This is a genomic window from Methylobacterium nodulans ORS 2060, from assembly GCF_000022085.1.
Classification (GTDB): Bacteria; Pseudomonadota; Alphaproteobacteria; order Rhizobiales; family Beijerinckiaceae; genus Methylobacterium; species Methylobacterium nodulans.
This window is the reverse complement of record NC_011894.1, coordinates 4,762,649-4,787,062: the sequence shown is the minus strand read 5'-3', so window position 1 is coordinate 4,787,062 and position 24,414 is coordinate 4,762,649. Positions and strand designations below refer to the sequence as shown.

The 24,414-nt window shown below is 66.3% G+C and carries 24 protein-coding genes and 1 pseudogene; 13 read left to right on the top strand and 12 right to left on the bottom strand.

What is annotated here, in order from left to right; genetic code table 11:
• Nucleotides 1-111: 111 nt before the first annotated feature.
• From MNOD_RS22180 to MNOD_RS22170, 3 genes are read left to right on the top strand one after another with little or no spacing between them, the layout of a single operon-like run.
• The gene (locus MNOD_RS22180) at nucleotides 112-1,245 is read left to right on the top strand and encodes a flagellar basal body P-ring protein FlgI (RefSeq protein WP_015931206.1); all 1,134 of its coding nucleotides are present in this window, start codon (nucleotides 112-114) and stop codon (nucleotides 1,243-1,245) included.
• Nucleotides 1,246-1,273: 28 nt separating this feature from the next.
• Nucleotides 1,274-1,624: a rod-binding protein gene (locus MNOD_RS22175; protein WP_015931205.1), complete on the top strand. Its 351-nt coding sequence runs from the start codon at nucleotides 1,274-1,276 to the stop codon at nucleotides 1,622-1,624.
• Nucleotides 1,608-2,081 carry a hypothetical protein gene (locus MNOD_RS22170; RefSeq protein ID WP_015931204.1) on the top strand — a complete coding sequence of 158 codons (474 nt, stop codon included), beginning with the start codon at nucleotides 1,608-1,610 and terminating at the stop codon, nucleotides 2,079-2,081. The genes MNOD_RS22175 and MNOD_RS22170 overlap by 17 nt, the downstream gene beginning before the upstream one ends.
• Nucleotides 2,082-2,087: 6 nt before the next feature.
• On the opposite strand, the gene MNOD_RS45765 is transcribed toward MNOD_RS22170, so the two are convergent.
• From MNOD_RS45765 to MNOD_RS43830, 5 genes are all read right to left on the bottom strand, one after another.
• Nucleotides 2,088-2,222: a porin gene (locus MNOD_RS45765; protein WP_015931203.1), complete on the bottom strand. Its 135-nt coding sequence runs from the start codon at nucleotides 2,220-2,222 to the stop codon at nucleotides 2,088-2,090.
• Nucleotides 2,223-2,280: 58 nt separating this feature from the next.
• Nucleotides 2,281-3,420, bottom strand: coding sequence for an HPP family protein (locus tag MNOD_RS22165; RefSeq protein WP_015931202.1), 1,140 nt, complete (start codon nucleotides 3,418-3,420; stop codon nucleotides 2,281-2,283).
• A gap of 684 nt (nucleotides 3,421-4,104) precedes the next feature.
• Nucleotides 4,105-5,328 carry a TadG family pilus assembly protein gene (locus MNOD_RS22160; protein ID WP_015931201.1) on the bottom strand — a complete coding sequence of 408 codons (1,224 nt, stop codon included), beginning with the start codon at nucleotides 5,326-5,328 and terminating at the stop codon, nucleotides 4,105-4,107.
• Entirely contained in the window at nucleotides 5,325-5,711 is a 387-nt protein-coding gene (locus tag MNOD_RS22155) for a TadE/TadG family type IV pilus assembly protein (protein WP_015931200.1), read from the bottom strand. The genes MNOD_RS22160 and MNOD_RS22155 overlap by 4 nt, the downstream gene beginning before the upstream one ends.
• Nucleotides 5,712-6,111: 400 nt before the next feature.
• Nucleotides 6,112-6,273, bottom strand: coding sequence for a Flp family type IVb pilin (locus tag MNOD_RS43830; RefSeq protein ID WP_015931199.1), 162 nt, complete (start codon nucleotides 6,271-6,273; stop codon nucleotides 6,112-6,114).
• Nucleotides 6,274-7,153: 880 nt separating this feature from the next.
• On the opposite strand from MNOD_RS43830, the gene MNOD_RS22150 reads away from it, so the two are divergent.
• The 6 genes from MNOD_RS22150 to MNOD_RS47020 all read left to right on the top strand — a co-directional run bounded on the left by MNOD_RS22150 (nucleotide 7,154) and on the right by MNOD_RS47020 (nucleotide 12,734).
• Nucleotides 7,154-7,609 (top strand): hypothetical protein, encoded by a 456-nt coding sequence (locus tag MNOD_RS22150; protein WP_015931198.1) that lies wholly within the window; start codon nucleotides 7,154-7,156, stop codon nucleotides 7,607-7,609.
• A gap of 40 nt (nucleotides 7,610-7,649) precedes the next feature.
• Entirely contained in the window at nucleotides 7,650-7,973 is a 324-nt protein-coding gene (locus tag MNOD_RS22145) for a hypothetical protein (RefSeq protein ID WP_043749235.1), read from the top strand.
• 276 nt (nucleotides 7,974-8,249) lie between these two features.
• On the top strand, nucleotides 8,250-8,516 hold the full coding sequence (locus MNOD_RS22140; RefSeq protein ID WP_015931196.1) for a DUF5132 domain-containing protein: 267 nt from the start codon (nucleotides 8,250-8,252) through the stop codon (nucleotides 8,514-8,516).
• 56 nt (nucleotides 8,517-8,572) lie between these two features.
• Nucleotides 8,573-8,899, top strand: a complete 327-nt coding sequence (locus tag MNOD_RS22135; protein ID WP_015931195.1) for a DUF5132 domain-containing protein — start codon at nucleotides 8,573-8,575, stop codon at nucleotides 8,897-8,899.
• Nucleotides 8,900-9,172: 273 nt separating this feature from the next.
• Nucleotides 9,173-12,226 (top strand): cation-translocating P-type ATPase, encoded by a 3,054-nt coding sequence (locus MNOD_RS22130; RefSeq protein WP_244424547.1) that lies wholly within the window; start codon nucleotides 9,173-9,175, stop codon nucleotides 12,224-12,226.
• Between the two features lie 40 nt (nucleotides 12,227-12,266).
• A complete protein-coding gene (locus MNOD_RS47020; protein ID WP_157091531.1) occupies nucleotides 12,267-12,734 on the top strand; it encodes a hypothetical protein in 468 nt (155 codons plus the stop codon).
• Between the two features lie 14 nt (nucleotides 12,735-12,748).
• Here MNOD_RS47020 and MNOD_RS22120 read toward each other — a convergent pair whose 3' ends face one another.
• On the bottom strand, nucleotides 12,749-13,165 hold the full coding sequence (locus MNOD_RS22120) for a hypothetical protein (protein ID WP_043749233.1): 417 nt from the start codon (nucleotides 13,163-13,165) through the stop codon (nucleotides 12,749-12,751).
• A gap of 310 nt (nucleotides 13,166-13,475) precedes the next feature.
• On the opposite strand from MNOD_RS22120, the gene MNOD_RS22115 reads away from it, so the two are divergent.
• Complete coding sequence (locus tag MNOD_RS22115) at nucleotides 13,476-14,789, top strand: DUF445 domain-containing protein (RefSeq protein ID WP_043749230.1); 1,314 nt, start codon at nucleotides 13,476-13,478, stop codon at nucleotides 14,787-14,789.
• 80 nt (nucleotides 14,790-14,869) lie between these two features.
• Here the strand turns inward: MNOD_RS22115 and MNOD_RS22110 are convergent, their stop codons facing one another.
• The gene (locus MNOD_RS22110; RefSeq protein WP_015931190.1) at nucleotides 14,870-16,435 is read right to left on the bottom strand and encodes a winged helix-turn-helix domain-containing tetratricopeptide repeat protein; all 1,566 of its coding nucleotides are present in this window, start codon (nucleotides 16,433-16,435) and stop codon (nucleotides 14,870-14,872) included.
• Nucleotides 16,436-16,600: 165 nt separating this feature from the next.
• Here MNOD_RS22110 and MNOD_RS22105 point away from each other — a divergent pair, with 165 nt between their 5' ends.
• Nucleotides 16,601-16,813 carry a tautomerase family protein gene (locus tag MNOD_RS22105; RefSeq protein WP_015931189.1) on the top strand — a complete coding sequence of 71 codons (213 nt, stop codon included), beginning with the start codon at nucleotides 16,601-16,603 and terminating at the stop codon, nucleotides 16,811-16,813.
• A 256-nt stretch (nucleotides 16,814-17,069) separates the two neighbouring features.
• Nucleotides 17,070-17,354, top strand: coding sequence for a hypothetical protein (locus MNOD_RS47015; protein ID WP_015931188.1), 285 nt, complete (start codon nucleotides 17,070-17,072; stop codon nucleotides 17,352-17,354).
• Between the two features lie 114 nt (nucleotides 17,355-17,468).
• On the opposite strand, the pseudogene MNOD_RS49295 reads toward MNOD_RS47015, so the two are convergent.
• From MNOD_RS49295 to garD, 4 genes and pseudogenes are all read right to left on the bottom strand, one after another.
• Nucleotides 17,469-17,675, bottom strand: a pseudogene (locus tag MNOD_RS49295) (SMP-30/gluconolactonase/LRE family protein); the annotation flags it as partial.
• A gap of 53 nt (nucleotides 17,676-17,728) precedes the next feature.
• Nucleotides 17,729-18,865, bottom strand: a complete 1,137-nt coding sequence (locus tag MNOD_RS22095; protein WP_015931187.1) for an L-talarate/galactarate dehydratase — start codon at nucleotides 18,863-18,865, stop codon at nucleotides 17,729-17,731.
• A gap of 79 nt (nucleotides 18,866-18,944) precedes the next feature.
• A complete protein-coding gene (locus MNOD_RS22090; RefSeq protein WP_015931186.1) occupies nucleotides 18,945-20,264 on the bottom strand; it encodes an MFS transporter in 1,320 nt (439 codons plus the stop codon).
• A 107-nt stretch (nucleotides 20,265-20,371) separates the two neighbouring features.
• A complete protein-coding gene (gene garD, locus MNOD_RS22085; protein WP_043749226.1) occupies nucleotides 20,372-21,904 on the bottom strand; it encodes a galactarate dehydratase in 1,533 nt (510 codons plus the stop codon).
• A gap of 514 nt (nucleotides 21,905-22,418) precedes the next feature.
• Here garD and MNOD_RS22080 point away from each other — a divergent pair.
• Entirely contained in the window at nucleotides 22,419-23,120 is a 702-nt protein-coding gene (locus tag MNOD_RS22080; protein ID WP_015931184.1) for a ribonuclease activity regulator RraA, read from the top strand.
• A 277-nt stretch (nucleotides 23,121-23,397) separates the two neighbouring features.
• Here the strand turns inward: MNOD_RS22080 and MNOD_RS22075 are convergent, their stop codons facing one another.
• Nucleotides 23,398-24,273: a LysR family transcriptional regulator gene (locus MNOD_RS22075; protein ID WP_015931183.1), complete on the bottom strand. Its 876-nt coding sequence runs from the start codon at nucleotides 24,271-24,273 to the stop codon at nucleotides 23,398-23,400.
• Nucleotides 24,274-24,414: the final 141 nt, after the last annotated feature.

The window sequence follows — 24,414 nt, the reverse complement described above, 5'->3', positions numbered from 1 at the left end:
GCCCGGGTGGAAAAAGCCGCCGGCCGCTGCCGCCCACAGCGGACAATCAGACTTCCCAATGGCTTGCCGATACCGAAAGACGTGGCACGGTCCTGGCAGGGACAGGTCAGCATGCCCGGAACCCGTCGCCCGATGCGCCTTCTGTCCCTCCTCGCCCTGCTGTCGGCCCTCGCGATCATGGTGGGCGCGTCACCGGCGCTCGCCCTGTCGCGGGTCAAGGACCTTGCCGCGATCGAGGGCGTGCGGCCGAACCAGCTCGTCGGTTACGGCATCGTGGTCGGCCTCAACGGGACGGGCGACACGCTCAACAACGTGCCGTTCACCAAGCAGTCGGTGCAGGCGATGCTGGAGCGGCTCGGGGTCAATACCCGCGGCGCGACGATGCGCACCGCGAACCTCGCCGCCGTGATGGTGACGGCGAATCTGCCGCCTTTCGCCACGCAAGGCACGCGGATCGACGTGACGGTGTCCTCGCTCGGCGACGCCAAGTCGCTCCAGGGCGGCACGCTCCTGGTGACGCCGCTCCTGGGCGCGGACGGCGAGGTCTATGCGCTGGCCCAGGGCTCGCTCGCCATCGCGGGCTTCCAGGCCGAGGGCGATGCCGCGAAGATCACCCGGGGCGTGCCCACGAACGGGCGCATCGCCAACGGCGCGATGATCGAGCGCGAGATCGAGTTCAAGCTCAACCAGCAGCGCATGCTGCGGCTCTCGCTGCGCAACCCGGACCTCACCACCTCGAAGCGGATCGCCGCGGCGATCAACGACTTCATGGGTGCCGACACCGCCGAGCCCACCGACCCCTCGACGGTCACCCTCCAGGTTCCGGCCCGCTACCAGGGCAACATGATCCGGCTGCTCACCGAGATCGAGCAGCTCAAGGTCGAGCCCGACCAGACCGCCCGCGTCGTCATCGACGAACGCTCGGGCATCATCGTGATGGGCCGCGACGTGCGCGTCTCCACCGTGGCAGTGGCGCAGGGCAACCTCACCGTCACCATCACCGAGCAGCCGCAGGTGAGCCAGCCCGAGCCGCTGTCGCAGGGCACGACCGTGGTGGTGCCGCGCACCGCCCTCAAGGTGGATACCGGCGACCGCAACAAGCTCGCCCTCGTCAAGGAGGGGGTGAGCCTGCGCGAACTCGTCGATGGGCTGAACGCGCTCGGCGTCGGCCCGCGCGACCTGATCTCGATCCTGCAGGCCATCAAGGCGGCGGGCGCCCTCCAGGCCGACATCGAGGTGATGTGACGGCCCACCCCTCTCGGAGACTTACCCCATGATCCCTCTCGCTCCCCTCGCCGCCACGACCGCGATCGCCGGGGCCCAAGCGCTCGCCGGCGTCGCCGGCACCGTGCTGAGTGCCGCCACGGGCTCGGCCGACAAGGTCAGGAAGACCGCACAGGACTTCGAATCGATGTTCCTGGAGCAGACCCTCGACAAGCTCAACGGCTCGACCGGCACGGACGGCCCGCTCGGCGAGAACGGCACGGGCGGAGGCGTCTACCGCTCGATGCTGAACAAGGAATACGCCCAGAGCATCGTGAAGAGCGGCGGCGTCGGCATCGGCGACCAGGTGATGCGCGAGATGCTGCGGATGCAGGAGGCCGGCCATGCCGCCTCGGCCTGAGCCTCTGCGCGTCTCCGACACGGCCGGCGCCGAGCGGCTCGTGGCCGAGACGCTGCAGCGGATGCAGGAGCTCGAAGGGGTGCTGGAGCGCGAGAGCGCCCATATCCGCGTCGGCCGGCTGCGCGAGGGCCTCGCGGACGAGGCCCACAAGACCGCGCTGGCGGGCGCCTACCTGCAGGGCCTCGAAGAGGTGAAGGCGAATGCGGTGGCGCTTGCCCGCTTCACGCCGGCGGGCGTCGCCGCCCTCCGTGAGGCGCATCGCCGCTTCGCCGCCGCGATCGAGACCAACCAGGCGGTGCTCGCCACGGCGCGGGCCGTGTCCGAGAGCCTGATGAAATCGCTGTCGAGCGAACTCGCCCGCGCCGCGCAGCCGCAGGGCTACGGGGCCCGGCGCGCGATGCCCTCGCCCTATGGCCCGGTCCGGGCGACGCCCCTCGTCCTGTCGCGCAGCCTGTGACGGCCGTCAGCGCGTCGCCGAACCGGCGCGCAGGCGGATGAAGGTGCGGGCCGGGCCGAGCTCCGTCTCGGTCCGGGCATCGACCGCGAGGCGTCCCTCGGCGCCGATGGCGGGGGCGGCCGCGTGGGGCGCCCGCGCCATTGCCAGCGCTTCGCCCGCCGCTGCAGCCGCGCCTGTGAAGACCGATGAGTGCCGGGCCTCAGGCCGCCATTTCGGTCGGCAGACCAAAGGCCTTCGCCGATGCAGAGCGGGCCAAGGTCGCGAGCAGATCCGTCTGGGTGATGATTCCGAGAATTGTCCGGTCCGCGGCGGTGATGATGATCGCGTGCGTCCGTCCGTCGGTCAGCATCGGGACCAAGCCGACGGCCGGGTCATCGGGGCCAGCCGTCCTGGCTTTGGACATCGCCTCTCCGATGCTGTCCGAGCCTTGAAGCGCCAGCTCCCGCAATCCCAGCGCTCCGATCAGCCGACCGGCCGCATCCACGACGGGCAGCGTCCTGATGTTGTGGGCGAGCAGAAGCTCGCGTGCCCGTTCGACGGTCTCGTCCGAGCGAATGGTGATCACATCGCGCGACATGGCCTCGCGGCAGGTCAGATTACCCTGTGTGCGCACGAGTGCGTGGAGTTCGACCTGCCGTAAGAGCCGGTCGAGATCGGAGCGGTCGATGTCCAAGGTCTCGTCCAGCGCGACCAGCGCCGCATCGACGTCTTCGGGCTTGAACCCAACGCGAATCGGCGCGGGCAGGTCGGCGGTTCCGTGGGTGTTCACGGGCGCCATGACAGGAACGTGCGGGTAGTTGCGGCGCGAGAGCTTGTGGAACGCGATGCCGAGGGCAACCAGGATGATCGAGTTGATGCAAACCGGAAAGAACGGGAACAGGTAGCCGGAAGAAGTGACCGCCGGACCACCGATGAGCGCCGTCAAGGCAGCCGCTCCGCCGGGCGGGTGGAGGGAGCGGGTGAGCGACATCGCGGCGATCGCCAGCGAGACGCCAACGCCGATCGCCAGCACGGGATCGGGGATCAGATGGGCAGCGATGACGCCCACGATCGCGGAGATCGTGTTGCCGCCGATGATCGGCCAGGGCTGAGCAAGCGGACTCGCGGGCACCGCGAACAGCAGGACGGCCGAAGCCCCCATCGGCGCGACGATGAGCGGGATGTGCGGCCCCTCTCCGAAGAAGCAACCACAGATCAGACCGGTGAGCGCAATGCCCACCATGGCTCCGAGACAGGCAATGAGGCGCTCTCGCAGCGTCGCACCGGCAAGGATCGGCCTGAACAGACGGAAGCGGAGAATGCGTCCGTCATGCCGTGGAGAGCCAATGGGTTCGGGCATGCTAGAGCTCGCCTCATTGCAGAAGAATTCTGTCGATCGACGGATTGAAGCAATCCGGCTCGCGGCTACGGAACCGGTCCTTCGTCGGGCACGCGCGTCGGGATGAGCGCGGTTATGGAGTTGCCGGCTTCCTGCTCGCCGGTTGATCTGCCAGCCGGACGCCTGCGCGGGTCGATCCCGCAGAGCCACCATCTCGGCAAAGCGCATGGTCACGAAGCGCATGACGCTGACCATGCCGGTCAAGCCTCCCTCGCGGCCGCGCACGGGCGGCGCTCCCGCGCCGTCGAGGCTCTGGCCGGTCGCCGGGGGCCGGCGAGGACCTCCCGGTGGCGTGTGCGCGGCCGTTCAGAGCGCCGACTGGGGCAACGGTGGCGGGAGCGAACGGGGACGGCATCAGCAGCCTTCAAAGGTGGATTGTCGAGAGACCTTCTAGCGACCAACCCGGGGCGGTGCAACTCTGGTATGCAGTATGCCTAATTCCAGGGCGCAACGCACCTGGCCCGCTTCACGGATTGAGTCTTGCGCATCTGATCCGCATCGGGGAGCAGGAGGCGCGGCGGAGATCGATCGCCAGAATCGCGCGCCTATGGCGTCGCAGAGACTCACCGCGTGGCGGTGATGCACCGGCTTCGGAGGCCGCCGTCGGGGATCGCAGGCGGTGCGGTGGTTCGACCGAAGGCCGGGTCAGATAAGGCCGAAGGTGCTGGATTTGCCCTTGGGACGGCGCGTTGCCTTGATGCCGCTGATGTCGATCTGGATGCTGCCGCGCAAGTCGAGGCTTTTGACCACCATCAGGTCGGCCCGGACATCCGTGTTGCCAGCCTGGTGGACGTCGCTGCCCGGCATGTAGATCCCGCCTTGGGCGTTGAAGTTGCTGTTGCCCTGGAGGTCGAGGCTCGGGCTGCCGACGATGCTGAAGCCCTGGTAGCTGCCCAAGGATGGGGCGGTGATGTTCAGGTCGAGCGTGCCGCTGCCCTTGGTCTTGATGCTGGAGGTCGTGTCGAAGACGAGCGTCACGCCGTTTCCGGTGATGGTGAGGGCGTCGTTCCCGCCGACATTGATGGTCGCGCCCTTGAAGTAGAAGGTGCCTGACTGGAAAATGTAGTTGTTTTTGTTGGGGATCGTCCCGGTGTAGCAGCCCGGCAGGATGGTGGTGACAGCGGTCGGGAAGGGCTGGCAGGACATCCCGCTCATGTCCACCGCGAGGCCGAACGGGTCGCCCTGCAGGGCGCAGATGCGGGGTCGGCCCGGGTTGAAGTTGCCCGTTGCTCCGGTGTCGCCGACGGACTGGCAGATCTGGCCGTTGTAGTTGCCGGCGTTGCCTGACGTGGAAATGTACGAGGAGAGTTGCATGCCGCAGGTCGCGTTCACCGTGACGCTGCCGCGGGCGTCGATGCCGGGGTTTACAGGATCGAGCGCGTAGAGGCACGCTGCCGGGTTGCCCCCACCCGCGGCCACAGCCACCGATTCGGCCTTCGCCTCGAGGCTGCGGTAGCCGAAGATCCAGGCGAAGTAGACCGGGATGGCGTTGCCCAGGGCGGCGCTGCGCCGGGCCGTGACCTTGACCGCGTTGGGCTGGGCGCCGCCGGCCGTGAACGCCTTGGCGCCGGGGTCGTAGGTGCCGACCACGACGTCCGTGGCCGCGGCGGCCGTGCCGTAGCTCGGCGGCAGGTTCTGCCCCACGAGCGAAACGCCCCGGCTCACCGCGGTCGCTGAATCCGGCAAGACCTGGACCGCCCCGAGCGCGGCGCTGTCGGCCGCGTTCTGGAGGCGCAGTTGGCTGAGGTGGAGGTTCGCGCCGTCGAGCACGACCGCGGCCGTTCCGAGGAGCACCGGAAGCACGATGCCCACGATCATCGTCATCGTGCCGTCCGCGTCGGCGCGGAAGCGGGCGAGAAGTGCCCTCACGGGCTCGGCTCCTTCTGCATCACCACGGTCGTGCTGAGGACCAGCCCGCCGTAGAAGCGGGCGAGAATCGAGGTCGGGCTCGCGGCCGAGGCGGGCAGCGAGACCGTCATGGTGTATTGGCCGTTCGCGAGAGTGGGGCCGATGACGGTGACGCTCCGATCGCCGACCCAGCCTGGCAGGCCGTCGCGCACCTTGGCGGGGGCGTCGGACGGGCTGATCCGGTTGGCGGCCACCTGCCTGGACACGTCCCAGGTCACGCGCTGCTCGGCCTCATAGGTGAAAAAGATGAGCCCGAACTCGACGACAGCCATCAAGATGAAGATCAGGATGGGCATGAGGAAGGCCAGCTCGATCGCGACGGCGCCGTCCTGGTCCTTGAGCATGGAAAATCGTCTTTCTCGGCGCGGTACGGCCTGAAACGTGCCACCGAGGCAGTGGCCTCATGGGCAATAGATGCAATAATCGGCATTCTGGCCCTTTTCTGTCTGTAAAGGGGCCGCTTCATCTTCCCGGTGAAAGGGTGGACTTGCATCCACCTTAACTTATACCAACCGCCCGAGATGCAGACGCATCGGGCCGTTGACTCATCTCGAAAGGTTGATGCCAAGCCAAAGGCTTGGCAAAAATTCGAGAGCGGAACCAACGGTTATTGGAAACGCCCCTTGGTATTGCGGATGTCACTATGGCGCCCGGAATCTCTTCCCTCAGGCCCGACGGCCGGGAGGAGCCTTCACCCGCAGCACGGGCAATTGGCGCCTCTCCGGACAAATGGCGGAAAAATGTTCAGTTTGAAGCTAAATTTCCAGCAATCTTGTTAAAAAGAGAAGACAAATTGGTTCCGACCGACGACGCCGCTGTGATCAGCGCAACCGCAATCAAGGTCGCGAGAAGGCCATACTCGATCGCAGTTGCGCCCGACTCGTCGACGATAAAGCGCTTCACCATGGTTGGCTGCCTTTAAGCTGGTGTTGCCGTGATCGGCCGGTCCATTTGACCTAGATCTTATTAAAATATATTTAAGGCGAATCGGCTTATTGATATTGCTGTGGATTGAACGGAGCGCCGCCGGAGAACTATCAGTTGTGGGGCGGGACGTGCGTGGCCGGGTGCTGCCAACGGTCATTGAAGGCCCATTGGTATGAGTTCACCACCGGCCAAGCCGACCCTGGGGGATGAAACCGGCTGACCGAGCGCTCCCTCCCGTGGCAGCCAACCCCGGCCCTCATGCTGAGGTGGCCGGCGGAGCCGGCCCTCGAAGCACCCCAGACCGGTGATCCCGGCCACCCGCGTCTCGGACCAGCGGTCCGGGGTGCTTCGAGGCAGCCTGCGCGATCTTCGATCGCCAGTGCGATCTGCGATCGCCCGCGCCTCAGCATGAGGACCGGTGGGGCTGCCACGCAGGTCGGTTTCGATTTAGCCGGTCGCTCGGCCACCGGCGGAATGGCCCAGCGTCGTACGTCACCCTGATCAGGATTGCCCGGCATGGCTCAGGTCGGTGGCAGAGGACCGAGGGGTCATCCCATGCGGCTGACCATCAGCCCATGCTCCGGACATCCGCCGAGGCGGTGATCTCGTCGTCCTGGGTGGCCCGGCGCACGAAGCGCGAGACGCGATCGATGGCCACCGACGGCCTTGAGCCCCGAGATCGTCACGGCGCCGCTTCAGTGGAGAGCCGGCAGCCGCCCGCCAGATGCCGAGCTTGTCGTCAGTTCAGGTCTCGGGTGGGGCAGATCGGCGCTCTGCGATGAACCCTTGGTCGGGACGGATCAGCGATGATCCGTCATGGGTTGTCTCGGGACGAGTGGCTAACCGAGTGGATGCAGCGATGGCCCTCCTTGACGATATCGTAAAAGGCAATCCCGTTACGGCAATCGGGATCGGCGCTGCCGTCATCGCGGTGCCGGTTCTCTTTCCATCCCTGCGCCCGCAATGGGCCGTGGCCATGAAAGGCGCGGCCAAGCTGTTCCTGGAGGCCGAGGACGGCGCTGAAGGCGACATCATTGACAGCTTGGCCCGGAAAGCAGTCGATCAGCTGGTCGATGCCATTGCCCATCACGAACCTGAACGGCGCCATGCGACGGCGGCGGCCGTGATCGCGAACTACAGGCACCGCGCGCAGGCTCGTGCCGATCGGTTCGGCTATGGCGAGAAGGACCGCGCGGCACGTTTCGACAGACACATGGCTCACCTTCGGCACAAGGTATTGCGCCGCCATTCAAGAGCATCGGACGAAGAAAAGGCCAGATGGGTCCATGTTGCGGAGATGATCTCCGAGGGATAGGGCTGGTCTGGTACGCCACCAGCACTCGGCTGCTCGATTGATGATCGATGCGGAGGCAATCATGGCATTTGTCGACGACATGCTCAAGACGACGGGTGGAGCGGGTGCCGGGATGATCGGCGCTGTCGGAGCTGTGCTTCTCGCGCCCATCGTGGTTCCGATGATGGGACGGCTGATCCGCCCGGCGGTCACGATCGCGTTGCGGTCGGGGATCGTTCTCTACCGCCAAGTCGGTCACGCAGCGTCCGAACTCGTTGCGGAGGCGCGGTCCGAGATGGCGGCGGATGCACGGCATGCGGACACGTCATCAGCTGCGAGGGTCCGACCGCATCACGAAACGGAACGAGAGCCCAGTCCAGCCTGAAGCTTCGTTCTGCCGGTGCAGCGCTCCGAATGGTCGAAGGCCGCGGGGCCGGACAACTCAGATGCGTCAGGAATAGAGGGAATCTGACCTCTGCAAGGAGAGGCCCATGGGCGGTGACAACAGGCCGGCCGCTCCCGAGGCGGACGATCGGACGGTCCTGTTGTTAAGCTGGCTTAACAAATTACAAGGCATTCGGCCCTCGTTCGTGCAACGAATGCGGTTTGGCCCGGATGCAGCCATCGGCCGTGATCGGCATGAGGCGCGAGGTCGAATGCCATGTCCGCTCTCGAAGATGCGTTCAAAGGCGGAAACGTCGTGACGGCGCTGGTCTTGGGGGTCGGGGCCGTCGTGATTGCGCCGGCAGTCCTGCCGGCAACGCGTCCCGTCGCCAAGGCGCTCATCAAGGCCGGCCTGATTGCCTATGATCAGGCTCGGACCGCACTTGCCGAGCTCAACGAGCAGGCCGGCGACATCCTGGCTGAGGCGCGCGCGGAAATCGCCGAACATGCTCCAGCGCCGGCACCAGAGGCCGAAAAGGCCTGAAACAACACGCAGGTGTCATTCCGGGGGCGGCACTTCGTGCAAGTCGGGAGAATGGAATGGCTCTCTTCGAAGATCTGATGAAGGGCGAGGGACTGGGCCTGGGCCTGGGCGTCGCCGTGGTGGCGACTCTCGCCGCCCCGGTCGTCCTGCCTCTGATGCGGCCGCTCGCCAAGGGCGTGATCAAAGCCGGTCTCATCGCCTATGATCAGGGCCGCGTTGCCCTCGCGGAGCTCAACGAGCGGACCGGCGACATCGTCGGCGAGGCCCGCGCCGAGATTGCCGAACGCGCCGAGGCGCGCGCCGCTGAAGCGGAGCGCGGCGGACGCGAGGAGCGGCGCCGGCGTCGGTCGATGACTGAACAGCCCGAGCCTGCGGCCACCTGACGACTTGGCACCTGACGACCTCGGGCGCAGGACCATTCAATCCAGGGCCCGGCTAGAGCAGAATCCGTTCACGGTGGAGCGGCTTCTGCTCTTAAGCCTTTGAGTTTGCCGCATTTTCTGCGACGAACCGGCATCCATTTCGTCGGACAATGCTTCTTCAAGGGCGCGGAGACCTCGGCCGCAATGGCGCAAACCGCTGCTCCGTCGCCCGGACCGCTTGAGCCTCCGTCTCGGCACACGGAACCGGGTGTTGCGGATCATTCCCTGCGGCCCGTGTCAGTCGTGCCGCTTCATGCCGCCCGTTCCGGCCGGGTGCGCGTGGCCGTCCATGGGCTGAGGGGATCTCCGGACCTCGGCGGCCGGTTGGAGCGCGGCCTCGCTGCGACCTCCGGCATTCGTTCGGCCAGCGCCAGCAGCCTGACCGGCAACGTCATCGTGCACCATGCGCCCGACACCACGGTCGAGGCGATCGTCGGGCGCCTCACGGCCCTGCTGCGAGGCGACATCGCTCCAGCCGAAGCGGATGCCGCATCGCGGTGGCATGTTGACGCCGCGACGGCCGTCGCCGCCGACCTGCATTCGGATACGAGGGTCGGCTTGAGCACGCGAGAGGCGGCGACCCGCCTCACCGCAGGAGCGAATCAGCTGCCCCCGGTGCGCCACCGCTCGTCCTGGGCCATCCTTGCCGGGCAGTTCGAGAGTTTGCCGGTGCTGATGCTGGCCGGCGCAGGCGCAATCTCCTTGGTGACCGGCGCTCTCGTGGAAGCCGGCGCCATCGCGGCTGTCGTCGCGCTCAATGGCACAATCGGCTTCTACACCGAGAGCCGGACGGAGCGGACGATCGAAAGCCTGGGGGCACCGGCCCCCCTCACCGCGCGGGTGATCCGCGACGGCAGATCCCAGAACCTGCCGGCGGAGGCGCTGGTGCCCGGGGACGTGATCACGCTCCAGCGCGGCATGGTCGTCCCCGCCGATGCGCGTCTGATCGAAGCACAGGCGCTCACGGTCAGCGAGGCCGCGCTGACCGGGGAGAGCCTGCCGGTGGTGAAGGCACCGGATCCCTTGCCGATTGAGGCCGTGCCGCTCGCCGACCGCACCAACATGGTCTATCGCGGGACGGTCGTGACCGGAGGCAGCGGCACGGCCCTCGTCGTGGCGACCGGCGGGCGTACCGAGGTGGGGCGGATTCAGAGCCTCGTGGGCAGCACCGCGGCGCCCGCGACCCCGATTCAGAAGCAGCTCGAATGTCTCGGGCGGCAACTCGCCTGGATGACGGCCGCGGCAGGTCTCGGCATCTTCGTCATCGGCCTGGTGCGCGGCTTGGCGCCCCTGCAGATCCTCCGCCTCGCGCTCGCCACAGCCGTCGCCGCGGTCCCGGAGGGACTTCCGATGGTGGCGACCTCGACTCTCGCGCTCGGGGTCGGGGCGATGCGGCGGCGGAGTGTCCTGGTGCGCCGTCTCGACGCGATCGAGACCTTGGCCGCGGCAGACGTGATCTGCTTCGACAAGACCGGCACCCTGACCCAGGGCACCATGTCGGTCTGCGTGATCGCGGTGGGGGAGCGCATCTGCGAGGGGCGCTCCGGAGAGTTCTTCGATCAGGACGGTGCGGCCGCCGCCCTCTCCGACGAGCGTATCAAACACCTTCTCGGCATCGGCAGCCTGTGCAGCGAGGCCGGTTTCGACACCGTCGACGGCCAGCTGGTCCCGACGGGCTCGGCGACCGAGAACGCGCTGATCCGGGCGGCCCTCGATTTCGGGCTCGATGTTTCGCAACTCCGGCGCGATTTCGCCCTTCGCACGATCCAGCATCGGACCGAGGCCTACCGCTTCATGGCCACGGTGCACGCCACCGGGACCGGAACCCTGATCGCTGTCAAAGGGAGCCCCGGGGAGGTGCTGGCGCGGTGCCGCTACGAGGCCCTGCCCGGGGGGCGCTGGCTCCTCACCCACGATCGCCGCACCGCGATCGAGGCCCTCAACGCCCGCATGGCACAGGACGCGCTCCGGGTCCTCGGCTTCGCCTATCGGCTGCGCGATGGGGAGCCGGATGGGCAGGCCATTGTCGAGGACCTGACCTGGGTCGGTCTGGTCGGTCTCGCCGATCCGGTTCGTCCGGGCCTCGGCGACATGATGCACTGCCTGCATCGAGCCGGTCTCCAGACCTGCATGTTGACCGGGGACCAGCGCGCGACGGCCCGGGCCGTGGGCCAGCAGATCGGCCTCGGCGCCGGCAACGGGAACCATGGCCTGACGGCGCTCGATGCGGCCGAGCTCGAGACCATGACGGAGCCGGAGCGTCAGTCGGTGCTGCGCCGGACGCAGGCCTTCGCCCGCATCAGCCCGGGGCAGAAGCTGGAGGTGGTGCGCGGCCTGCAGCGCTCCGGCGCCGTCGTGGCCATGGTCGGGGACGGGATCAACGACAGCCCGGCCTTGCGAGCCGCCGATGTCGGGATCGCATTCCGGCGGGACAGCCCGCCAGCGGCGCGCGAGGTTGCCGATATCTTCCTCGATACGGACGATCTGCAGGCTCTGCTGCCGGCCATCGCCCGCGGCCGCATGACGGCGGCCAACATCCGCAATGCGATCCACTACCTGGTCAGCACCAACACCAGCGAAATCCTCGTGATGCTGGTCGCCACGGCTGCCGGTTTTCGCGAGGCGCTCTCACCGATCCAGCTTTTGTGGATCAACCTGATCTCCGACGTGCTTCCGGGCATCGGCCTCGCCATGGAGCCGCCGGAGCCGGGCATCATGGAGGAGGGGCCGAGGCCCGTCGATGCTGCTCTCATCGGTGCCGACGAGGTCGGCCGCCTCGCGCGGGAAGCCAGCCTGATGACCGCCGGCGCCTTGCTGGCCTCGCTCGCGGGGGCTGCCCGGTACGGACGGGACGCGCCTCAGACGCGGACGATGACGTTCGGCAGCCTGACGGTCGCGCAGCTCCTGCATACGCTGACCTACCGCGGAAGCCGCGGCCAGATCAGGCCCCTCACGGACAATCCTGCGCTCATGCGCATCCTCGCTGGCTCGTTCCTGGCGCAGAGCGCGGCCTTCCTGATGCCCGGGGTCCGTCGCGTCCTCGGAATCACGCCGATTGCGGCCGCGGATGGCCTCGTGATGCTCGCCGGCGGATTGGGTCCCCACCTGGCGGCCCGAACGCTCGCGTCCAGGCGCCTCGATGAGGACCTGTATTTCCGCAGGCCGCAGACGGCGACCGGCCCTATGCTGCAAGCGCCAGAGGGCGAGGGGGCGGCAGGGGCAGAGGCTCGGAGCGATAGGCCTGAACCAAGGACATACGCTCGGAGCGGCGGGCCTGCACCCGCTTGAGCACGGCTTTGACGAGCGCCTCGACACAGAACTCGATGAGTTGCGCTCCGAATTGCCGGGTCACGAGCGCGACGATCATCTTGGTGGCGACGGCGCCGAAATTCGATTCAGCCCTCGGGAGCGACGCGACGCCCGCTCCGGCCTCGACCTGGGCGGCGTGAGGGCGGGACATGCGTCCGGCCGGCATCATGTCGAGGAACCGCTGGAGCAGGAGTGCGGGTTGGAAGCCGGTCCGGCTGTGGATCACGACGCTGGCCGCGAGCGGGTTGACGCCGACCTTCACGATTCCCGGCTGAGCCGAGAGCGAGCGTTGCAGCTCTGCAAAATACAGGCGATCGCCGCGCCGCCCCGGAACGACGATTCTCTGACGATTTCGCACGCAATGAACCAGATACGCTTTGTCTTTCTCGATCATCAAACCAGCCTGCCAGAGCTCGGTCCGGCGTGGACCCATGCAACCGCGCCGAAGGATGCGTCTGGATATGCACGCAATACGAATGCTGTGTGACAGCTTCCGGCGAGTCAGGCGGGTTCGCTCGGCGTGGCGTCAGACGGCGCATCGTGCGCGCCCGCGGCTTGGCGGGCTTGCTCGGCATGCGTCGCGAGCAGGATCCCGTAGAAGGCCAGCGAGGTCGCGGATCCGAGGAGTTCGCCGCGCAGCAGCTGCAGAAAGCCCAGAGCGCCGAAGAGGGCTGCGAGGCGCGGACGCCGGAGAATGCGGGCCGAACCATAGGCATGCCAGAAGCTCTCGGCGGCACTGCCCAGGAACTCGCCCCGGGCCGCCTGGGCCAGAGCAAGGCCGGAGAGGCCCGCCGCCGTCGTCTCGAGCAGCGCGGGCGGCAGGGATTTCGAGGGATCGATCTCGGTTTCCGTCGTGATGAACAGCTCGGCCTCGGCCGCGAGAGCGAGCACGGCCTCGATGACACCGGCGTGGTGCACGACGAGTCCGGCGGTGCGGGGGTCTGCCCGCAGCTCATGGATTGCGGGATGGTGAGAGAGTTGCCTCACGAGAGACGCGAAATACGGCTTGTCGCCGCGTCGAGACGGGATCTTGAGGCGAACCCGACCGGGGCTGTGGTGGATAATGTAGGCGGTTGGAGGCACGGACGGACAAACTCCGCCAAGCTTAACGTTCGAGTTGCAAGATCTTGCCAGCTTTTCGCTCGGACCTCCACATTCGACGCAGCCGCATGATCGTCGACGCGTCCGGAAGCCGGCAGGATGCGCATCCGGAAGACGACGCGCGGCGATGATGGTTGGAGTGGTGGCGATGCCCGCTGGCGTATCCGGATTCCCCCCGCCGGCCCCGTTCGGCCCGAGACCGTCCGACAAGGAAGGAGCGGCGCAGCGGCTGCGGCGCAACCGCGCCGTCGCCACGGGACTGCTCGCCGGCATGGGCGTGGTTTATGGTGCAACCTTTCTCGTTCAGGCTCCCGGCTTCGCCATTCTGCTTGTCCGCGCGACGGCTGAAGCCAGCGTGGTCGGCGGCCTGGCCGACTGGTTCGCCGTGACGGCACTGTTTCGTCACCCTCTCGGCTTGCCCATCCCGCACACCGCGATCATCCCGAGCAACAAGGACCGGATCGCGCGCGCGCTCGGGCGCTTCATCGAACGCAATTTCCTGACCCGGGAAGCCTTGCTGCGGAAGCTGAGGGACATTCATGTCGGGCGCAGGCTGGCCGAATGGCTCTCCACCCCCGAAACCGCTTCCCTCGTGACGGATACGGCCGTCGCGGCCCTTCCGCCTCTGGTGCGGTCCCTATCTCACCAGGACCTGCAGGAGTTCTTCCAGCGCACGGTCGGTGAACAGCTTCAGCAAACCGATCTCGCACCGATCCTGGGGCGGATCATCCGCCTGTTGTCGGCAAGCGGGGAGGCCGACGAGCTGTTCGAGCGCGCGGCGGACGTGGCGATGGACTGGATCGAGGACAACCGGCAGCGCATCGATGAACTGGTCGCCGAGCATAGTCGCTGGTGGATTCCAACGGCGATCAACCGTCGCGTCGCCAACGCCATCGTCACAGGCCTGATGGAGATCCTGGAGGGGTTGCAGGAGCCGGAGAACGAGGCGCGCCAAAAATTCCGCGAGGCCCTCAACGGCTTCGTGGACGAGCTTCTGACCTCGCCGGAGCGGCAAGCCGAGGTGAGCGCAGCGAAGAACCGGATTCTCGGCCATCCCGACGTGCAGGCTTGGCTCAACACCGTCTGGAAGGATGCGTCGCAAGCGGCGCTCGACGACCTGACGCGACCGGATTCCCGAACGCGGGCCGCGCTTTTCCAGACGGTGACCCTGATCGGAGGCGCATTGGCGACGGACCCTGCCTTGCAGCGCTATGTCGACAGGGCGGTGGAGCACCTCGCGGCCCGCCTCATCGCCTGGCGTGGAGAAATCGGCGGATTCATCGCCGAGGTGGTCCGCGGTTGGGATGCTCAGACACTCTCGGAACGTCTGGAATTCGTGGTCGGAAGCGACCTGCAGTACATCCGAATGAACGGCACTATCGTTGGCGGACTAGCTGGAGCCTTGATTTTTATAGTGACCAGGATCCTGGCGGAGTCCTAGGCTGGCAATGATTTCGTGTGTTCAGACATCGACTTATACGGTTTCCGGTTGATCTGTTCCGGCGATTACAGGCCAAGAGGTCAATAGAAACCGTTATCCGCCAACGCCCGCGCCATGTTCCGTCGGAGTTCGCCATCCTTGAACGGGAACGACGCGAAGAAGTGCGCCTGAGACATGCTCCCCCTGCGGCTGCGGACGTCTGCCGCCCAGCCCGCCGCGCGCTCGGGATCCTTGTTCAAGGAATGGGCGATCACGGCGATGAGCGATATCATCACATGGGCGCCGGGCGAGCGAGCCGCTCTGTCGGCCCAGGCCGCGGCCTGCTCCGCGTCGCCGTGGATGAGGTATGTCAGGGCACGGGTCGCCAGCATCGCATAGAGAAACGGGTCGAGCGGGCTGAGCGAGATCGCGATGTCGACGTTCTCGCTTCCGTTCAGATCGTGCTCGCAGATCGTCTCCGCCCATGCTCTGGCGTAGAAGCCCTGCGCATAGCTCGGACACAACGAGACCGACCGATCCAGCCAGGGAAAGCTCCGGTCGACATCGCCCGTCAGCCAGAATGCCCGGCCCATCGTGAAGTTGGCGAAAGGGTCGAGCGGGTCGAGTTCCACGCTGCGTTCGGCGAAGCGACGGGCCGCCCTGACATTGGCATCCGGATCTGCCGAATACCGGAGGAAGGCGCTCTGGAAATGCGCCGAGGAGAGACCGGCGCTGGCCCGGGCGAAGCCAGGCTCCAGGGCGACGGCGCGCTCGAACAGCGCCACTGCCGCCGCATTGTCCGAGGCGTTGAATCGATACAGATGCCTGAGGCCAAGGTGATAAGCGGACCAAGCGTCCAAGCTGCTCGGCACGGCAACGCTGGCGAGGGCCGCCTCGTTCAGCGGAATCTGGATTTCAAGAGCCGCGATGATGCTTGCGGTGATGCGGGCACGGATCTCGTGAATGTCGTCGATGCGGCCTGCAAATCGGTCTCCCCAGAGGATTCCGGCCGTTCTCGTGTCGGCAAGCTCGGCGGTGATCGTCACCGTGCCGGCAACGGTCTCGATGACGCCGGACAGGCAATAGTGAGCATCGAGCAGTCGCCCGATGCCGCAGATGTCGGGATCGTCCGATCGGAAGCGAAACGATGAGCCGCGGGCGATGACGAACAGCCACCGCAATCGGGACAATGCGGCGATCAACTCGTGCGCGATCGCATCGCCGATGGCCGGGTGCAGTTCCGACCGGCCGATGAGCCGAAACGGCAGGACCGCGATCGAGGGTCGTGAATGGTCCGCAGGCTTGGGCGGCCCCTTCTCCAGGCCGATCGGGGTCGGCAGCACTCGACCCGGGGCGGCGATGGTTCTGACATCCGCAACGAAGCGGAAGCCTTGGCCATGCAGGGTGCGGATGAAACGCTGTTCCTTCCCATCGTCCCCGAGGGCGCGGCGAGCAGATTTGATCCGGCTTGAAATCGCCGAATCGGAGACGAACCGCCCACCCCAAACCTTTTCGACGATCTCATCTTTCAAGACCATGCGGTCTCTGTTCTCCAACAGAAGCCGCAACACCGCGAAGACCTGAGGCTCGATAGGTATGATCACGCCATTCTGGCGCAGCTCGAGCTGGTCGGTGTCGAGTTCGAACCCTTCGAAGAGGTAGGGCATCGCCGGCCCTCCGTGGACGAGTGCATCGGCGCTGAAATTCTAGCACATCTCCACGATTTCTCCCCGGCCTCTCCAGGCCGCCTCCAAGCATGGCCGATCGGGTGCGCGATAGAACCGGGCCTGCAAGCCCGGGGCGGTTCCGGGCAAGGACCAGGGAGCACGATCATGCCACTCGTCGATATTCAGCTCATCGAAGGCGTCTTCTCGGCGACGCAGAAGAAGGAGATGATCGAGAAGGTCACGGATGCCATGGTCGCGATCGAGGGCGAGGCCATGCGCGGCGTGACCTGGGTGCGCGTGCAGGAATTTCGCAGCGGCGACTGGGGCATCGGTGGGAAAGGTCTCCGCACCGAGGACGTGAAGGCGTTGCGATCCTGAAGAGCCGGCACCCGGATCGGCACGACCTGTTGAGCGAACCGACCTGTTTCGTCTGCGCGCGAGCGGACTTGCGCGCAGGCCGCCCTGTCTCCGCGCACCTCGTCGACATGGCTGATTCTTGTTTCGAGACAAATGCCGCTCGAAATTAAATATTTCCTGAAAATCTTCGAAACGTCCTTTGTATTTTATATTTTAAAACCTAGAAAGATATCATCAGACGAATTGGCGTGTTTTATCCAGAAATCAGGAGTTCGTCATGCCGATGGCAGCAAGCCGGCTGTTCGTTCTCGCTGAGGACGGGTACGGTGAGGAGAGCGCGCAACTCGTTCTCGCTGCGGAGAGACGATTGCACGAGATTTATCAGCATAGCACGTGGGAGGGCGAACGGCTGATGGCAGCAGAGGTTATGAAAGCCATGAAGCGCATCGATGTCATGATCCAGGCTCACCGAATGCGCTTGGCTCGGGTCGGTGCCGCTGGCCCAACCGCTCGCCCGGTCCTGGAAAAGCGCCGCTGGTGGTTGGCTCTGCACCGCACCTAAGGGTGTTCTAGAGCAGGATCCGATCACGTTGCAATCGGATCCTGCTCCAGATCTTTGTTTTTTGCCGCATTTTCTGCGACGAACCGGCATCCACTTCGTCGGAAAATGCTCTAGGGAACAGCGCTCCGGAAGTCGAATGAACCCGATCGGCTTTCCCGCAGCATTGAAGATCTTCACTCCATCGAGATCCTCTGGCTGGATCTTGAGCGCGTAGACCCTGCGTCCATTCAGGTCCGAAGGCTCGGATTGCAGCTGGCCGTTGCTGCCCCAGCCGCACCAGAGATTGCCGTCGCGATCGACCCGGAAGCCGTCGAGCGCGCCCGGTACGGTTCAGGCGAGAATGCCTCGGCTGCAGGTGCTCTCGACGCGCAGTTTCAGGCTCTGCGGCCGAATTCCGCTGTCTCACGGCTCCAGGCGATCGCCTGCTCGCTCATGCTCACGCCGAGCCCCGGCCGGGTCGGAACGATCATGCGGCCGTCCTTGAGCTCAAGGCGCTCGTTGAACAGCGGTTCGAGCCATTCGAAATGCTCCACCCACGGCTCGCGCTGCATGGCCGCCGCGAGGTGGATGTGCAGTTCCATCGAGAAGTGCGGCGCGATCGTCAGGCCGGCGAACTCGGCGAGCGCGGCGACCTTCAGGAAGGGCGTGATGCCCCCGACGCGCGGCGCGTCCGGCATCAGGAAGTCGGCGCCGTTCTGGCGGATGAAGTCCCAATGCTCGGCGACGCTGGTCAGCATCTCGCCCGTGGCGATCGGCGTGTCGAGCTGCGCTGCCAGCGCGGCGTGGCCGGCAGCATCATAGCAATCGAGCGGCTCTTCGATCCAGATCAGGTTGAACTGCTCGAAGATGCGGCCCATCCGCTGCGCAGTCGGCCGATCCCATTGCTGGTTGGCATCGACCATCAGCGGAAAGGCATCGCCGAGATGCTTCCGCACGGCGGACACGCGCTTGAGGTCGAGGGCCCAATCCGGCTGTCCGACCTTGAGCTTGATGCCGCCGATCCCCTTCTCGCGGGAGCGCGTCGTGTTGGCCAGCACCTCCTCCAGGGGCGTGTGCAGGAAGCCCCCGGAGGTGTTGTAGCAGCGCACGGAATCGCGGTGCGCGCCCAAGAGCTTGGCGAGGGAGAGCCCCGCCCGCTTCGCCTTGAGGTCCCACAGGGCGACTTCGAAGGCGCCGATCGCCTGGACGGCCAGGCCGCTGCGACCGACCGAAGCTCCCGCCCAGGCCAGCTTGTCCCAGGCCTTCGCGATATCGTTCGGGTCCTCCCCCAGCAGAGCCGGTGCAATCTCCTTGGCGTGAGCGAACTGTCCCGGCCCGCCCGCCCGTTTGGAGTAGCTGAATCCGAGGCCGCGCTGCCCCTCGCTCGTCTCGACCTCGCAGAACAGGATCGCGATCTCGGTCATCGGCTTCTGGCGGCCGGTCAACACCTTCGCATCGCTGATCGGATTCGTCAGCGGCAGATAGACCGAGTGCAGCTTGATCCAGCTCACCGTCTCTTTTGCACCTGACATGATGGTCTCCGGCTGAAGATCTGCGACCAGCGATTCGACGCTCCCACGTGGTCTTGACGGTGGGAGCGTCGGCGGGCGGTCAGGTGGGCAGGGTCGCGATCTTGTGGGCCGGCCGCACCCGCGACGGCACCGTCACGACGGTAAGCAGCGCCGACAGGATCGCGCATGCGGTCAGGAAGCCCAGTGCGGCGCCGAACCCGCCCGTGGCGTCCTTGATCCAGCCGACCACGAAGGGCCCGACGAAGCCGCCGAGATTGCCGATCGAGTTGATCATCGCGATCCCGCCCGCGGCCGCCGTTCCGGTCAGGAACTCGCTCGGCATGGTCCAGAAGGCCGGCTTGCATCCGTAGAGGCCGACCGTGGCCACCGCGATGGCGACGACGGCCATCATGGTGCTGCCGTAGAACCCTGCCGCGGCAAGGCCGCCTGCGCCGAGAAGGCAGGCCACGACGTAGTGCCACTTGCGCTCTCGCATGCGGTCGGACGACCAGCTCCATGCGAGCAGCCCGACCGTGCCGACAATGTAGGGCGCCGCGCTGATCAGGCCGATCTGCAGGTTGGAGCCGCCGATTCCCTTCACGATCTGGGGTAGGAAATAGGTGATGCCGTAGGTCGCCGTCACGATGGTGAAGTACATCAGGGCCAGGGACAGGACCCGGACGTCCGTGAAGGCGCGGCGCAGGGTCATGTGGCCGCTTTCCTGCCTGAGCAGGTCCTGCCGCTCCTTCTCGATGGTGGAGCAGAGCCATGCCTTCTCGTCCGGCTGCAGCCATTCGGCCTTGGCGGGCGTGTCGGTGAGGTATCGCAGGACGACGAAGGCCAGGAGAACGGCCGGCGCCGCCTCGATGATGAAAAGCCATTGCCAGCCCGCGAGACCGAACAGCCCGTCGAGGCCGAGCAGCACGCCCGACAGGGCCGCGGTCACGGCATTCGAGACCGGGACGGCGACGTAGAGCGAGGCCAGCACGCGGCTGCGGTACGATTTGGGGAACCAGTAGGTGAAGTACAGGATCACCCCCGGAAAGAAGCCGGCTTCGGCGACGCCGAGCAGGAACCGCATGATCACGAAGCTCGTCGGCCCTGTCGCGAAGGCCATCGCGGCGGCAACCAGGCCCCACGAGATCATGATCCGGGCGATCCACCGCCGCGCACCGGCTTTTTCGAGCAGAAGATTGCTCGGGACCTCGAACAGAAAGTACCCGAGGAAGAAGATGCCGGCACCGAAGCCGAAATCCTTCGCCGACAGGCCGAGCGCATTGGACATGCCGCCCGTCGCGGCAAAGCTGACATTGGTCCTGTCGATATAGGCGACCAGATAGATGATGACGATGAGAGGCAGAAGCCGCCAGGCGACCTTGCGTATGGTCCTCGCCTCCAGCTCATCGTTGGCGCGATTCATCGTTCCCTCCTCTAAAAAACAGGATGATTTCTTGTTTTGATTATTGCGAGCCAAACTGAAAGGATGTGCAGGAGGCCTGCATCGATGCAGATGAAGCTCGGATCGGCTTAAGTTACGGGCGCCGGGTTGAACAGCGTGAGGTCGTTGTAGAGGCCCCAATGGTCGGACCACGGCTTGCGGCGCCCGCTCGCCACGTCGAGGATCAGCCGGAAGAGCTCCCAGCCCATCTCCTCGATCGTCGCCTTGCCGGTGGCGATCCGGCCCGCGTCGAGGTCGATCAGGTCCGACCAGCGCTCGGAGAGTTCGGTGCGGGTCGCCACCTTGATCACCGGCGCCTGCTTGAGCCCGTAGGGCGTGCCCCGCCCCGTGGAGAACACCTGCAGCGTGATGCCGGAGGCAAGCTGCAGCGTGCCGCACACGAAGTCGCTCGCCGGGGTCGCGGCGAAGATCAGCCCCTTCTGGCGCACCCGCTCGCCCGGCGCCAGCACGCCCCGGATCGCGCTGGTGCCCGACTTCGCCACCGAGCCCAGCGCCTTCTCGACGATGGTGTTGAGCCCGCCCTTCTTGTTGCCGGGAGACGGATTGGCGCTGCGGTCGGCCTCGCCGCGGGCGAGATAAGCGTCGTACCACGCCATCTCGCGGATGAGCGCGCGGGCCACCTCCTCGGTCTCGGCCCGGGGGGTGAGCAGGTGGATGGCGTCGCGCACCTCCGTGACCTCCGAGAACAGCACGGTGGCGCCGCAGCGCACCAGGAGGTCGGCGGCAAAGCCGAGCGCCGGATTGGCGGTCACGCCTGAGAAGGCGTCGCTGCCGCCGCATTGCAGCCCGACCACGAGGTCGGAGGCCGGGCAGGTCTCGCGACGGCGGCGGTTGAGCACCTCCAGCCGCGCCTCGGCCATGGCCATGATGCTGTCGAGCATCATGCCGAAGCCCTGGTGGCGCTCGTCTTGGAGGCGCACCACGCCCTCGGTCTGCCCGTCCGGCAGCAGGCGCTCCGCGACCAGCTTCTCGCAGCCGAGCCCCACCACCATCACCTCGCCGCCGAAATTCGGGTTCCGGGCGAGGCTCTGGAGGGTGCGGATCGGGATCGCCGCCTCCGGCGCATTGATGGCGACGCCGCAGCCATAGGCATGGGTGAGGCCGACCACGTCATCGACATTGGGATAGCGCGGCAGCAGCTCCTCGCGGATGCGCCGGATGGCGACGTCGAGGGTGCCGGCGACGCATTGCACGCTGGTGGAGATGGCCAGGATGTTGCGGGTGCCGACCGAGCCGTCGGGATTGCGGTAGCCCTCGAAGGTGTAGCCGTCGAGGGGCGGCAGTGGAGCGGGGACGCGGGTGGCGAGTTCCAGCGCGTCGAGAGCGGGGGCGGGCGGGGTGCGCATGCGCGATTCCTCGACCCAGGCGCCGCGCGGGATGTCCTCGCGGGCGGTGCCGATCACCTCGCCGTAGCGCCGGACCGCCTCGCCCGCGGCGATGTCGGCGAGCGCCACCTTGTGGCCCTGCGGCACGAATTCGCGCAGCACCAGGCCGTCCGGAAACACCGTCCCGGCCGGCAGCCCGAAGGCGTTGACCACGATCGCGACGTTGTCCGCCTCATGCACCCGGATGGTGCGCGGCACCTCGCCCATCGTCTTCATGTCTGCTTCGGCCAGCACGGATTCCTCCCTGTCCCGCGAGGCAGCTCCCGGTACTGCGTCAGCCTCGGTGCTGGCGCGGGAACCCGATGGACTGCGCTCTCCGGCTTGGGCGAGTGGCCTCACCCGATTTTGCTGAGTTCATAGAACCGTCAATCATCCAAGGCCAACTCATTGTCGGCATTGATCGATGCAACGATTGGATCAATCGCCTTAAGTGCCTGCAGCGCAGCGAGAACTCCCTCCGGACCATGCCGGTGATGGCGAGCGTCGGAGCTCAATGCGGTTCAGGTATCGATCTATGCTCTTTTTGAGCTTGATCAGCATTGAAACCGCATGCGTGGCCTCGTCCGCCTCCGGCCGCGAGCGACCGTGGAACCATTCCCGGCAGCCGCGATCGAACGAAATTGTTCGTCGTCGAGAGCGATTCTTTGCGCTTCCCGGCTGCCGATCGGATTCCTACGTTCTTTCTGTGATCAATAGATCTTGGCAGCCGCGGTGTACGAGGGGGATCCAGATGGCGACGGATGCACAAATCAGGGATGTTCTTTCCAACGTCACCACGGCGACCATCACGACAATTCTTCTGAAGAAAGGGCTGCGCAACGTCTGGCTGCGCGGGACGAAGCCGCTGCGCACGGGGCAGCCGCGGCTGGTCGGGCGTGCCTTCACCCTCCGCTTCGTTCCTGCGCGAGAGGACCTTGCGACGCCCGAATCCTGGTCGTCTCCGCGCTCGACACGTGCTGCCATCGAAGCCATGCCCGAGGGCTGCATCGCTGTCGTGGACGCGATGGGCGTCACCGATGCCGGGATCTTCGGTGACATCCTGTGCGCGCGCATGAGCAAGAAGGGCGTCGCCGCCCTGATCACCGACGGGGTGGTCCGCGACGTGGCGGGTGTGCTTGCCACGAACCTTCCGGTCTGGTGCCAGGGGGCCGCGGCCCCGCCTTCCGTGGCCGGCCTCACCTTCGTCGGCTGGCAGGAGCCGATCGCCTGCGGCGGGGTCGCCGTGTACCCGGATGACGTGATCGTGGTGGACGACGACGGCGCGGTGCTGATCCCGGCCGCCCTCGTGGACCACGTCCTCGAGACCGCACCCGAGCAGGAGCGGCTTGAGGGATGGATCATGAAGCAGGTCGAGGGCGGAGCCTCGCTGCCCGGCCTGTACCCGCCGAACGACGACAACAAGGCGCGCTACGCGGCCGAGACGAAGCGCTGAGGGCGCATCACAGCCTGACGGCCGGAGCCCGATGTCTCCGCCCGCATGGCGGCAGGCGTCGATGCCGAGGCCGTCGCGTCCCGACACTGAACGGAGCGCCATCCTGATCCCGCTCTGGAATCGGGATCAATCGGAAGCCATCGCTCCGTAAGGAGACAGGCGATGTTCGTCCAAGCGCGGCCCCGCCGGGCGCGACGAAACTTGCAGAAGAGTCCCCAAGAATCAGAAGAGTCCCGAATCATCGGCTGGAGCCCTCGGCTTGCACGTCGGGCCCTTGTCACCGGGATTGTGTGACAGCCTCCCTGACGCACCCCAGGAAGAGCTCGACGGCCGGGACGGTCCGCTGAGAGTAGCGGACGACGGCCTGGAGCGTGCGGTGGAACGCCAGCCGACCGAGCCGCAGGACACGCACCCGATCCGCCGTGGTGATCCACAGACCGGCCAACGGCACGATCGACACACCCAAGCCGCCCTCGACCATCCTCACGATGGCTTCGATCTCATCGAGTTCGAGGATCTGGTCGGGATCGATGCCCTGCTGTTGCAGAAACCGGGCGACCAGCCGCCCGGCGAAGGACGCCCTGTCATAGCGGATGAACGGGTGGTCCGACAGGATCTCGGCCGGATCGTCTGACGTGATGCGATGCGGCGTGATCAACACGAATTCTTCTTGCGCCAGATCCTCCGAATGCAAATCCTTCTGCAGGGAAAACGGCGGCTTCACCAGAAGAGCAAGATCGATCTCGCCGGAATCGACCTGATTGAGCAAAGTCAGGGACATTCCAGGAACCAGGTGGATCTTGAGATCCGGCGCTTGGCGTTGCAGGCTCACGAGCGCGCCAGGCAGTATGCCGGTCTGCACCGTCGCAATCGCTCCGACCTTCAGCTCGCCGCGTATGGTTGCGCCGTCTCCAACTTCAGCCATGCGCGAGAAGGTCGCCAGCATCTCTTCTGCGAGAGCGAGCGCCTTTTTGCCGTTCATGTTGAGCAACGCGGTGCGGCCGGTGCGGTCGAACAGGCGCATGCCGAGTTCCTGCTCCAGGTTGCGGATCTGCGCGCTGATTGCCGACGGCGTCAGGCCGATGACCTGTCCGGCCGCTGCGAAGCTCCCGTGGCGAGCGACGGTGACGAAGGTCTTGAGTTCACGGAGCATGGTTTCCAAACCGGCCTTGGCAGCAGGCTGCGTCTGACTTCGACAGGTCGCAGGGTGAAGCGTCGGGAGGATGGCGAGCAGCCCGGCGGCGCCGGAAGGTGGTCCGCTGCGCGCGGGGCGCTTGCCCTTCGGAGCGGCGAG

What these genes read in the sequence shown, in the direction of transcription:
- MNOD_RS22105 (WP_015931189.1), top strand. Translation starts at nt 16,601, where the DNA reads ATGCCACTCGTCGATATTCAGCTCATCGAAGGCGTCTTCTCGGCGACG.
- MNOD_RS22175 (WP_015931205.1), top strand. Translation starts at nt 1,274, where the DNA reads ATGATCCCTCTCGCTCCCCTCGCCGCCACGACCGCGATCGCCGGGGCC.
- MNOD_RS22095 (WP_015931187.1), bottom strand. Translation starts at nt 18,865, where the DNA reads ATGTCAGGTGCAAAAGAGACGGTGAGCTGGATCAAGCTGCACTCGGTC.
- MNOD_RS22155 (WP_015931200.1), bottom strand. Translation starts at nt 5,711, where the DNA reads ATGCTCAAGGACCAGGACGGCGCCGTCGCGATCGAGCTGGCCTTCCTC.
- MNOD_RS22075 (WP_015931183.1), bottom strand. Translation starts at nt 24,273, where the DNA reads ATGCTCCGTGAACTCAAGACCTTCGTCACCGTCGCTCGCCACGGGAGC.
- MNOD_RS22140 (WP_015931196.1), top strand. Translation starts at nt 8,250, where the DNA reads ATGTCCGCTCTCGAAGATGCGTTCAAAGGCGGAAACGTCGTGACGGCG.
- MNOD_RS22150 (WP_015931198.1), top strand. Translation starts at nt 7,154, where the DNA reads ATGGCCCTCCTTGACGATATCGTAAAAGGCAATCCCGTTACGGCAATC.
- MNOD_RS22170 (WP_015931204.1), top strand. Translation starts at nt 1,608, where the DNA reads ATGCCGCCTCGGCCTGAGCCTCTGCGCGTCTCCGACACGGCCGGCGCC.
- MNOD_RS22090 (WP_015931186.1), bottom strand. Translation starts at nt 20,264, where the DNA reads ATGAATCGCGCCAACGATGAGCTGGAGGCGAGGACCATACGCAAGGTC.
- MNOD_RS22080 (WP_015931184.1), top strand. Translation starts at nt 22,419, where the DNA reads ATGGCGACGGATGCACAAATCAGGGATGTTCTTTCCAACGTCACCACG.
- MNOD_RS47015 (WP_015931188.1), top strand. Translation starts at nt 17,070, where the DNA reads ATGCCGATGGCAGCAAGCCGGCTGTTCGTTCTCGCTGAGGACGGGTAC.
- MNOD_RS22115 (WP_043749230.1), top strand. Translation starts at nt 13,476, where the DNA reads ATGATGGTTGGAGTGGTGGCGATGCCCGCTGGCGTATCCGGATTCCCC.
- MNOD_RS22145 (WP_043749235.1), top strand. Translation starts at nt 7,650, where the DNA reads ATGATCGATGCGGAGGCAATCATGGCATTTGTCGACGACATGCTCAAG.
- garD (WP_043749226.1), bottom strand. Translation starts at nt 21,904, where the DNA reads ATGAAGACGATGGGCGAGGTGCCGCGCACCATCCGGGTGCATGAGGCG.
- MNOD_RS22165 (WP_015931202.1), bottom strand. Translation starts at nt 3,420, where the DNA reads ATGCCCGAACCCATTGGCTCTCCACGGCATGACGGACGCATTCTCCGC.
- MNOD_RS45765 (WP_015931203.1), bottom strand. Translation starts at nt 2,222, where the DNA reads ATGGCGCGGGCGCCCCACGCGGCCGCCCCCGCCATCGGCGCCGAGGGA.
- MNOD_RS22180 (WP_015931206.1), top strand. Translation starts at nt 112, where the DNA reads ATGCCCGGAACCCGTCGCCCGATGCGCCTTCTGTCCCTCCTCGCCCTG.
- MNOD_RS22135 (WP_015931195.1), top strand. Translation starts at nt 8,573, where the DNA reads ATGGCTCTCTTCGAAGATCTGATGAAGGGCGAGGGACTGGGCCTGGGC.
- MNOD_RS22110 (WP_015931190.1), bottom strand. Translation starts at nt 16,435, where the DNA reads ATGCCCTACCTCTTCGAAGGGTTCGAACTCGACACCGACCAGCTCGAG.
- MNOD_RS43830 (WP_015931199.1), bottom strand. Translation starts at nt 6,273, where the DNA reads ATGGTGAAGCGCTTTATCGTCGACGAGTCGGGCGCAACTGCGATCGAG.